Source organism: Atopobacter phocae ATCC BAA-285, from assembly GCF_000526675.1.
GTDB lineage: Bacteria > Bacillota > Bacilli > Lactobacillales > Aerococcaceae > Atopobacter > Atopobacter phocae.
In genome coordinates this window covers 1-10,909 of sequence record NZ_JAGN01000049.1, presented here as the reverse complement: position 1 = coordinate 10,909, position 10,909 = coordinate 1, and the positions used below count along the sequence as shown (strand labels likewise).

Below are 10,909 nucleotides of genomic sequence, written 5' to 3'. Positions count from 1 at the left end.
ATATTATATTTTGTAGCGAGCTCTAAATAAGAGGCTTCATTGCTCAAACATTCCTCAATAATTTTCTTTTTAAACTGCTCAGAATAATTGTTATTGCTACCTTTCGATATTAAAGCCGAAGGCCCATGTATTCTATACTTATTAAGGTACTTTCGAAAGTTTTTATTATTTAATTTTAAGCCATAATTTTCCTGTAGTTCTGCATAGGATATTCCACTGATTAAATAGAGATCAATAAAATACATTAACTCATTAGCTGAATAACGTTTATTTTTACGCATGAAAAACTCCCCCTAAAATAGTTTTACTTTTTCAAGTGTCTACTTTAGGGGGAGCATATCAATGACCAGTCTCTTTTTTATCGAATAATTTCTATCCACAAAATGGTTGATCTTCTATTTGATCAGCATATTTAGATTCAATTGCCATAACTTTATCTACACGACGTGCATGACGTCCACCTTCAAATTCAGCTGCTAACCATTCCTCAACAATCATTTTTGCTAATTCATTGCCGACCACTCGAGCACCCAAACATAGAACATTCGTATTGTTATGTTGACGTGAGAGTTTAGCTGAAAACGGCTCTGAACATACTACAGCTCGAATACCACGCACTTTATTAGCGGCTAAAGACATGCCCACACCTGTTCCACAAATTAAAATACCTAAATCCATTTGTTGATTGACAATAGCATCTGCTACTTTTTCACCATACTCTGGATAATCTACAGACTCACCAGTTGCTGGTCCAAAGTCAGTCACTTCATGACCTAAGCTCTGAACATATTCAACAATTGTCGGTTTTAAATCAAATCCACCGTGATCACTTGCAATACCAATCTTCATTTGAATTCCTCCATAATTTGTTATTTCTTCTCCATTTTACCATAAAATTTTACTGAACAAAGTATTCAAACTTTATTATCACTGATAATCATTATTAGTTGTTTGATAAACTTTTCAAAACATTCTAAGATAGAATATGATAGCTACTATTTCCTATTGTTTTTTTTACTATCCATCTATATACACTGATTAAAAATACAAATTTTTTATTGTAAGGAGATATTTTGCAATGAAACAAAATAAACCACTGATACAGTTAAAACACGTATCTTTTAAAACGACTGAACAAGTCATTATCGATGATTTTAATTTAGATGTATTTAAAGGAGAAATGATTACTATTACTGGCCCATCTGGTAGTGGCAAAAGTACTTTATTAAAAATGATGGCACTTTTAATTTCACCTACATCTGGCGATATTTTATATCAAGGTCAATCAATTGAATCGTATTCGTCTACGCTTTATCGTCAAGAAGTTTCTTATTTTTTTCAAAATGCCACATTATTTGGCAATACAGTAAAGGATAACTTGATTTTCCCTTCCGAAATTAGACATGAGACATTTAATAAACAAAAAGCAATTGAATTATTAGAAAAGGTTGATCTAAATGAAAGCTATTTGAATCAATCTGTTGATAGTTTATCAGGTGGGGAAAAACAACGTATTGCTTTAATCCGCAATTTAATGTATCAGCCTGAAGTACTTCTCATGGACGAAGTAACTAGTTCGTTAGATCGCACTAATCGTGAAATTATTTTGAATTTAATTCAAGAACTCAATCAATCTAAACAATTAACCGTCTTAGCTATTACTCATAATGAAGAAGAAATTCAATCATCTAGTCGATTAATTACATTAGATGCTTTGAAATAAAACAAATAACCACATCACTGAGAAAGGATTGTACATACTATGAACCCATCACTTGAAATTAGTAATCTCTCGTTACTTTTATCAACTAGTTTACTTATTTTAGCCATTTTTGTTGATTATAAAGAGCAATTGGGGCTAGGAAAAGATATTATTATTGCTGGTATTCGAGCTGTTGTCCAACTTTTTTTAATCGGTTATATCCTTGGCTACGTTTTCCAATTAAACTATGATTGGTTGACACTTATTATGGTACTCTTTATCGTTTTTAACGCGTCTTATAATGCTCATAAGAATGCCGGTCAAATTGACCACTCTTTTCGAACATCATTCATTGCCATTGCAAGCGGCACAGCCATTGCTCTCATCATTTTTGTTTTATCCCATACAATTAAATGGACACCTAATCAAATTGTTCCTGTAACAGGTATGATTGCTTCTAACGCTATGACTGCTATCGGTGTAACGTATCGATCTTTGTCTAGTCAATTTAACGATAAACGCCAACAAGTTCTCGAAAAACTAACTTTAGGTGCTACTCCAAAACAGTCCGCAATGAATATCGTTCGCGAGAGCATTCAAACAGGTATGTCCCCATCCATTAGTCGAACAAAAACGGTTGGATTAGTTAGTCTTCCAGGTATGATGAGTGGTTTAATGTTTGCTGGGATTGATCCAGTACAAGCCATTCGCTATCAAATTGTCATTATGTTTATGCTCATATCAGTTACAGCAATCTCTTCGTTTATTGCAAGCTATTTGGCTTATCAATCGTTTTATAATAAACTAGATCAATTAACTATTTAAATTACCAGTCAAAAGATGTTAAAGAGTTTCACATTCCTTAGTGGATATGTTAATCTAACTATACAATATAAAGTAATGAGAGGTTATGCCGCTTATGGATACAAAAGAAATACTTATTCGTTTACTAATTTCTACATTTATTTCAGGTATTATCGGATTTGATCGAGAATTTAAAAATCGACCTGCAGGTATTCGTACACATATTCTTGTTTGTATTGGCGCTACCTTAATTGCTATTATTCAATCAGAAATTGCCAATGATGCCGTCGAACTAGTTACATTGCACCCTGAGCTTAAACCAGTCATTCGAACAGAGCAAGCACGTTTAATTGCTCAAGTTGTTAGTGGAGTCGGTTTCCTCGGTGCAGGTACCATTATTGTCACTAAACGAGAAATTCGTGGCTTGACGACTGCAGCATCTCTTTGGGCCGTAGCAGGGTTAGGTATATCTATTGGAATGGGCTACTATGAAGCCGGCCTTTTAAGTTTTATTGTCATTGCCATTGTTTTAAGTTTTTTCAATAAGATTATCAAAATTCAAACCTTGAAAAAAATAGAAATTAGTTTCGTACATAAATTACCATCAAAAGAATTCATTACACATTATTTTGAGCAACATCAAGTAGAAGTAAAAGATGTTGATTTCCAAGTAGATATCGTTGGTGAACAACGTATCTATACCTATGTTTATACTATTTCTTTTCCAAGAAAATTATCTTACCAACAAATTGTTGAAGATTTATCACTTTACGAAAACATGCGTCGCGTTCGATTAATTAGCGTATAAATAACCCCTAGCTGATTTTTATAATGAGCTAGGGGGTTTTTCTTTGACAACAGCTAGTATTTTTTCATACTAAGCCCCACTTTCCCCAATTTTTAAAATTCACTTTTATTTTTCTTTTACTTGCAACCATAAGAAAAGTGAGGATAATAAAGAGTATGGAGTCAATTAAATAATGAGAGGAACTGATGCTTAATGGAACAAATGTTAGAACGATTTTTAAATTATATCTCTTTTGATACAAAAAGTGATCCATCTCAAGTAAGTTGCCCGTCTACTGCTGGTCAACTAGTATTAGGAGAACAATTAGTTAAAGAATTAAAAGAAATGAACTTACAAAATATTCGTCATGATGAGAATGGCTATATTTATGCCACTTTACCTGGCAATGTGCCAAACGCTCGTCCAATAGGGTTCGTCGCACATATGGATACATCACCAGATTTAGATGGGAAATGTGAAAATCCTCAAATTATTGAGAACTATGATGGTCAAGATATTCGTTTAAATGACCAATTTACAACGACGGTTAAAGATTTTCCTTTTTTAAGTGATTTAAAAGGGCATACTTTAGTTACAACAGACGGAACTACATTACTCGGTGCTGATGATAAATCTGGTATTACCATTATTATGACTGCTATTCAGTACTTAATTGATCATCCAGAAATAAAACATGGTGATATTCAAATTGGTTTTACGCCGGATGAAGAAATTGGCCGCGGTGCTGATTTATTTGATGTAGAAAATTTTGGTGCGGAGTTTGCTTATACTGTTGACGGAGGGCCAATCGGTGAATTAGAATATGAAAATTTCAATGCTGCTTCTGTGAGACTAAATATTCAAGGTAAGAATGTTCATCCTGGAACAGCTAAAGGTGTAATGATTAATGCATTACGCATAGCAAATGAACTTGATCAAATGCTGCCTGTTGAACAAAAACCCGAATATACTGAAGGATATGAAGGTTTCTTTTTATTAACTGATTTAAGTGGAGCTGTAGACCATGCTGAAGCTAACTATATTATTCGCGATCATTCAAGAGAACGATTCGAAGAGAAAAAACAATTAATGCAACAAGCTGTTAATTTTCTTAACATAAAATACCATGATGCTATTAATTTAACAATAACTGATAGTTACTATAATATGCGTGAAAAAATTGAACCACATATGGAAATTATTGAATTAGCTAAAGAAGCTATGAGTGCAGTGGGTGTAACACCTGAAATTAAAGCCATTCGTGGTGGAACAGATGGCGCTCGCTTATCATATATGGGTTTGCCATGTCCTAATCTCTTTACAGGGGGTTACAATTTCCATGGACGCTTTGAATTATTATCTGTTGATACTATGAAAAAAGCAGTTGAAACAGTCGTAAAAATTGCTGAAATTAACGCAAAATAATTTATATATATAAAAAGACATGATTTTCTATCAAAAGAAAATCATGTCTTTATTTTTATATATTCCAAACGTCTTCTAATATATTCGTTTGGTCACGATCTGGTCCAACTGAGAAAGTGGCTAAATTAACACCTACTAATTCACTTACTCGATGAACATAATTTCGTGCATTTTCTGGAAGTTCTTCTAGAGAACGACATCCCGTAATATCTTCTTTCCATCCTGGTAGTTCTTCATAAACTGGTTGACATTTACCTAACTCCACTAAACTAGCTGGATAATTCTCAATTCGTTCACCATTTTCTTTTTCATAAGCGACACAAATTTTAATTGTTTCTAGGCCAGTTAATACATCAATACTATTTAATGACAGATGAGTTAAACCAGACACACGTTTTGAATGACGCATCACTACAGAATCAAACCAACCTACTCGACGTGGACGTCCAGTTGTTGTACCATATTCACGTCCAACTTCACGAATTTGTTCTCCAACTTCATCAAATAATTCTGTAGGGAAAGGTCCATCTCCAACACGTGATGTATATGCTTTACATACACCAACAACCGTTGTAATCTTAGAAGGTCCAACTCCACTACCAATCGTCACTCCACCAGCAACAGGATTTGAACTTGTTACAAATGGATAAGTTCCTTGATCAATATCTAGCATAACACCTTGCGCGCCTTCAAATAAAACGCGTTTCCCTTGGTCTAATGCATCATTTAATACAACAGATGTATCACAAACATATTGTTTAAACATTTGACCGTATTCATAATATGTCTCAAAAATTTCTTCAAAAACTAATGGTTCATGTCCATATACTTTTTCAAATAAATTGTTTTTTTCTTGTAAATTAATTTTCAAACGTTCTTCAAAAATTTCACGATCTAATAAGTCAGCAATACGAATACCTACACGTGCTGCTTTATCCATATATGCTGGACCAATTCCTTTAATCGTTGTTCCTATTTTTTGATCACCTTTACCATCTTCTTGTAATTGATCAAGCAGAATATGATAAGGTAAAATAACATGGGCACGATCAGAAATACGTAAAGAAGATGTATCAATTCCTTCATTCTTTAGATAATTTAATTCTTCAACTAAAGATTTCGGATTAATAACTACACCATTTCCCATTACACTTAACTTATCAGTAGAAAAAATCCCTGAAGGAATCAAATGTAATTTAAATGTTTTACCATCAAATTGAATGGTATGGCCTGCATTATCTCCACCTTGATAACGAGCAACTACTTCGGCATGTTCACTTAAAAAATCTGTGATTTTACCTTTTCCTTCATCGCCCCACTGTGTTCCTACTACTACTACTGAAGACATTTGGTCACCTCTTTATCAAATTTAAAACCGAATTTTAGTTTAACAGTATTTAATCTTTTTCTCAATCTTATACGATTAATTTATCAAAATTTTACAAAAACAAAAAACCTCTTCTTCAATTACAATATGCAATTGAATGATGAGATTTTTTATGCTGGCGGTATATAGTCCATTAAATTATCTTGAACTAAAGAACTAAACTTATTAAATTCTTTTGTAAAAATTAATTGGACTGTACCACGCGCTCCTGAACGGTTTTTTTCTATAATAACTTCTACAATATTATTATCTTCTACTTCTTCTCCATCTTCATCACGATAGTAATCTTCACGATATAAAAAAGCTACAATATCTGCATCTTGCTCAATCGATCCAGATTCTCGAATATCTGATAAAACTGGACGCTTATCTTGTCTTTGCTCGACACCACGAGATAACTGTGATAAAGCTAAAACAGGTACACTCAATTCTTTTGCTAATTTCTTTAATTGTCGCGAAATTTCTGAAACTTCTTGTTGTCGATTTTCTCGCCGACTACCTTCAATTAATTGTAAGTAATCAATAACCACTAAACCTAATCCTTGTTGCTCTTGTTTCAATCGTCGACATTTTGCACGAATTTCAGCCACTCGGATCCCTGGAGTATCGTCAATAAAAATCTGACTATTTCCTAATGTTCCCATCGCAATGGCCAAATGATCCCATTCTTCTGACGACAGATTACCTGTCCTTAAGTTTGATGCATTGATTGATCCTTCAGCACAGAGCATTCGATTCACTAAAGATTCTGCTCCCATTTCTAAACTAAAAATAGCAACTGGCTCATTGGCTCTTGTTGCGACATTCTGAGCGATGTTTAATGCAAAAGCAGTTTTACCAACAGCAGGACGTGCTGCTAGGATAATTAGATTATCTGGATGCAATCCAGCAGTCATACGATCTAATTCATCATACCCCGTTGAAACGCCTGTCACACGACTTTTATTTTTAGCTAATGTTTCAATTTGTTGAATCGATAACTCTATTACGTCACTAATTCGTTTAAAACCAGAACGATTTGTTCGTTCAGTAACTTCCAAAATGCTTTGTTCAGCTTGATCAATAATTTCACTAACATTGCCGCTATCAGCATATCCTGTTTTTACAATTGATGTGGCACTTGCAATCAAACGACGTAAAATAGCTTTGTCATAAACAATCCGAGCATAATATTCAATATTGGCAGATGTTGGAACACTACCCGCTAATTCTGTTAAATACGGTATTCCTCCGACATTTTCTAATTGATGACTTTCAATTAAAGCATTACTTACCGTTATTAAATCGACAGCAATATCTTTAGAATTAAGAAGAACCATTGTTTCAAAAATTAATTGATGATTTTTGCGATAAAAATCATCTACTGATAAAAACTCTAAAATATCTACCAGTTTTTCCGGGTCTAAAAAAATAGATCCTAAAACGGACTGCTCAGCTTCTATATTTTGTGGTGGCACTTGTCCCTCAAATACTTCTTCCAACTGCTACACTCCTATTAATCCCGACATACAATATAATATATGTCGGGATGATTAATTTATATTTTAACTCAATTTTTATTCTGCAACGATATGTACATTTAAAGTTGCCATTACTTTAGAATGTAATTTGATAGGTACTTTTCGATATCCTAAAGCACGGATAGGTTCTTCTAAATCAATTTTACGACGATCCACTTTAACACTATATTGCTTTTGCAAGCTTTGAGCAATTTGTTTTGATGTCACAGAGCCAAACACTCGACCTTCTTCACCAGCTTTTGTTTTCACTTCAATAATTGTATCTTCATTTTCAATAAACTCTTTTAATTTTTGAGCTTCTGCTAATACTTCTGCATCGTGTTTTTCTTTTGCTTTTTGTTGTCCCTTTAAAACAGATAAATTTGCAGTAGTCGCTTCAACAGCTTTACCTTGTTTAATTAAAAAGTTTTGAGCAAAACCTGTTGGAACTTCTTTTACTTCACCTTTTTTCCCTTTACCTTTTACATCTTGAGTAAAAATTACTTTCATTATTATTCCTCCTCATTACTAATATACAAATCATCTAAAACTTCAATTAATGCAGCTTTAGCATCTAATACAGAACCTTCTTCAATTTGAGTAGCTGCATTGGATAAATGTCCGCCTCCACCAAGTTGTTCCATAATACGCTGCACATTAATATCACCTAAACTTCTTGCACTAATACCAATTCTACCATCTTTACGTCGAGTTATAACAAAACTTGCTTCGATATTTTCCATAGATAATAATGTATCTGCTGTTTGTGCTGCAACAACAGTATTTACAGATTCATCATCAGAGCCTGTGACTATACCTAATCTATCCATATATACTTCTAATGATGAAATCAGTTGACTTCTTAATAAGTATGACTTCACATCTTCTTTCAATAACCTTTGAATTAATATTGTATCAGCACCGCAACTTTTCAAGTAACTTGCTGCATCAAATGTACGCGATCCAGTTCTTAAAGAAAAATTACGCGTATCAACGATAATACCACCTAAAATGGCTGTGGCTTCGATATTCGAAATCGGTTCAGCTTCATTGGATTGATACTCAAATAACTCAGTAATTAATTCGCCAGCTGATGAAGCATAAGGTTCAATGTATACTAATACTGGATTTTCTGGGAATTCTTGACCTCTTCGATGATGATCAATGACTACCACTTGTCTACTTTTTTCTAAAATAGTAGAATCACATACTATACTTGGACGATGAACGTCGACTAATACAAGTAATGTATTTGGCGTGATTTTATCATGCAATTCTTCAGATTCGATTATAAATGGAGCAATCTCATCATTTTTTATAACTTCATCCATCAAGTTTTGTATGTCACGACTGAACTCATCTTTCTTAACTGCAACATAAGCCGTTTTATTATTCATTTGTGCTATTCGGCGAATGCCCAGTGCGCTACCAATAGAATCCATATCTGGAAAGCGGTGTCCCATAACAATTACTTGATCACTTTCATTAATTAAATCTTGTAAAGCTTGAGAAACCATTCTCGATCGAACGCGCGTTCTTTTTTCCATTGGATTTGTTTTACCACCGTAAAATCTTGTTTTCTCACTTTTCGATCTTACAACTACTTGATCGCCCCCACGGCCTAATGCTAAATCTAAATTAGACTGAGCAATACTTGCTATATCATGAAAATCTTCATATTCATCTTCATCAGCATATGAAAAACCCATACTGATTGTTAAAGGATAGTTTTGTCGAGCAGTAATTTCTCTAACTGTATCGATAATTTCAAACTTTTCATTTTCAAGTTTATTTAATCTTTGACGATTTAATACAGCAAAAAACCGATCTTCATCGACTCGTTTTATAAATACACTGTGTTCATTAGCCCAATTAGTTAATTGATTCGTAACAAAGTTGTTAAGGTTTGATTTACGACGATCACTCAATGATTGTGAGATTTCATCATAGTTATCTAAAAATATATGGCCGAAAACTATTCGCGTATCAAGATAGTCTTGATAAATTTTTGCATAATTAGTCGTATCAATAACATAAAGTGCTTGAATATCTCTTTGGACACTAACATCAAGAAAACGATCTTCTAATTTTAAAGAAACTAATTCGTCAGAAGGTGCTTGACTAACGACTTGATGAAAATTCTCATCAATATCTTGAATTCTTTGCCCTAAAATATCCTTTTTCGCAAATATTTTTTTGAAATAAGGATTTGCCCATTGAACTTCATCTCGATCGTTAAATAACATAATTCCTATCGGCATACGTATGAGTGCTTCTTGTTCACTTTCTTTAATACGGTACGATAAATCAGAAATATATTGATTAGTTTGATCTATTAAATACTCTGAAAGAAAAATTACTAATCCAACAACTATTGAGAAAAGTATTAGCATTAATAAGCCTAATTTCCAATTACTTATAAAAGAAAGAATTAAAATTATAAACATGATTGTCAGTATTATTAAAAATGGAATTTTTACTTTTTTATCACGAATGTAATCTGGTAATCTTTCTAAGTTTAAACGGTTCATTCTATCGTCTCCTTATCTTTTATTTACGATAAGTAAACGGACATATACACTTTTATTATACCATTTTATGCGAATTAATTCATTAACTCCTGATGATACGAACAATGTTTTAACTATATGATATGTTTTGGCATCATATATGAAATAATTTGTTTTAGAAATTTGTTTTAGAAATTTATTCCAAAAAATTATAAATTAATTATTCTTATTTTTTACGTTGTTTTAAGCTTTTACATATTTTCATGGTCTATATATTTCATTGCTTAGTCCTTTCACATGCATATTCTATTTTGTTTCACGTGAAACACTGGATTAGTCTAGTGAATCGCTTGATTTCTCTTTATTAATTATTAAAAGACCAGCTCTTTTTATTTTTATTACATAGTGCAAATGTTTCACGTGAAACACTGGATTAGCCTAGTGAAACCTTTAAATTCTCTCTATAACTTGTTAAATGACTAGCCTATTATCTTTCTTGCATAGTACAAATGTTTCACGTGAAACACTGGATTAGCCTAAGTGAATCGTTTGATTTCTCTTTATTACTTATTAAAAGATCAACTCTTATTATTATTACATAGTACAAATGTTTCACGTGAAACACTGGATTACCTAGTGAAACCTTTAAATTCTCTCTATAACTTGTTAAATGACTAGCCTATTATCTTTCTTGCATAGTACAAATGTTTCACATGAAACACTTATTATTTTAATAAATCATTTAAAATCACTTAGTCAAGTCCATAATCTTGTGTAAAAGTTTCTAGTACAATG

General features: G+C 32.8%; 10 protein-coding genes. 4 read left to right on the top strand and 6 right to left on the bottom strand.

Annotated elements, in window-relative coordinates; genetic code table 11:
* Together L866_RS0107365 and rpiB are read right to left on the bottom strand one after the other, a co-directional pair.
* The coding region (locus tag L866_RS0107365) for a hypothetical protein (RefSeq protein ID WP_025730623.1) at positions 1-281 on the bottom strand (281 nt) is incomplete at its 3' end.
* 91 nt (positions 282-372) lie between these two features.
* Positions 373-849, bottom strand: coding sequence for a ribose 5-phosphate isomerase B (gene rpiB / locus L866_RS0107360; protein ID WP_025730622.1), 477 nt, complete (start codon positions 847-849; stop codon positions 373-375).
* A 229-nt stretch (positions 850-1,078) separates the two neighbouring features.
* Between rpiB and L866_RS0107355 the strand changes: the two genes are divergently transcribed.
* The 4 genes from L866_RS0107355 to pepT all read left to right on the top strand — a co-directional run bounded on the left by L866_RS0107355 (position 1,079) and on the right by pepT (position 4,718).
* Positions 1,079-1,723 (top strand): ABC transporter ATP-binding protein, encoded by a 645-nt coding sequence (locus tag L866_RS0107355; protein WP_035446426.1) that lies wholly within the window; start codon positions 1,079-1,081, stop codon positions 1,721-1,723.
* A gap of 39 nt (positions 1,724-1,762) precedes the next feature.
* On the top strand, positions 1,763-2,527 hold the full coding sequence (locus L866_RS0107350; RefSeq protein ID WP_025730618.1) for an ABC transporter permease: 765 nt from the start codon (positions 1,763-1,765) through the stop codon (positions 2,525-2,527).
* 94 nt (positions 2,528-2,621) lie between these two features.
* Positions 2,622-3,314 (top strand): MgtC/SapB family protein, encoded by a 693-nt coding sequence (locus L866_RS0107345; RefSeq protein WP_025730616.1) that lies wholly within the window; start codon positions 2,622-2,624, stop codon positions 3,312-3,314.
* Positions 3,315-3,506: 192 nt separating this feature from the next.
* Positions 3,507-4,718, top strand: coding sequence for a peptidase T (gene pepT / locus L866_RS0107340; RefSeq protein ID WP_025730615.1), 1,212 nt, complete (start codon positions 3,507-3,509; stop codon positions 4,716-4,718).
* Positions 4,719-4,773: 55 nt separating this feature from the next.
* Here pepT and L866_RS0107335 read toward each other — a convergent pair whose 3' ends face one another.
* The 4 genes from L866_RS0107335 to L866_RS0107320 form a co-directional block, all read right to left on the bottom strand.
* Entirely contained in the window at positions 4,774-6,066 is a 1,293-nt protein-coding gene (locus tag L866_RS0107335) for an adenylosuccinate synthase (RefSeq protein WP_025730613.1), read from the bottom strand.
* A gap of 149 nt (positions 6,067-6,215) precedes the next feature.
* On the bottom strand, positions 6,216-7,586 hold the full coding sequence (dnaB, locus tag L866_RS0107330) for a replicative DNA helicase (protein WP_025730611.1): 1,371 nt from the start codon (positions 7,584-7,586) through the stop codon (positions 6,216-6,218).
* Between the two features lie 75 nt (positions 7,587-7,661).
* Entirely contained in the window at positions 7,662-8,114 is a 453-nt protein-coding gene (rplI, locus tag L866_RS0107325; protein ID WP_025730609.1) for a 50S ribosomal protein L9, read from the bottom strand.
* A 2-nt stretch (positions 8,115-8,116) separates the two neighbouring features.
* Entirely contained in the window at positions 8,117-10,135 is a 2,019-nt protein-coding gene (locus L866_RS0107320) for a DHH family phosphoesterase (RefSeq protein ID WP_025730606.1), read from the bottom strand.
* Positions 10,136-10,909 lie beyond the last annotated feature (774 nt).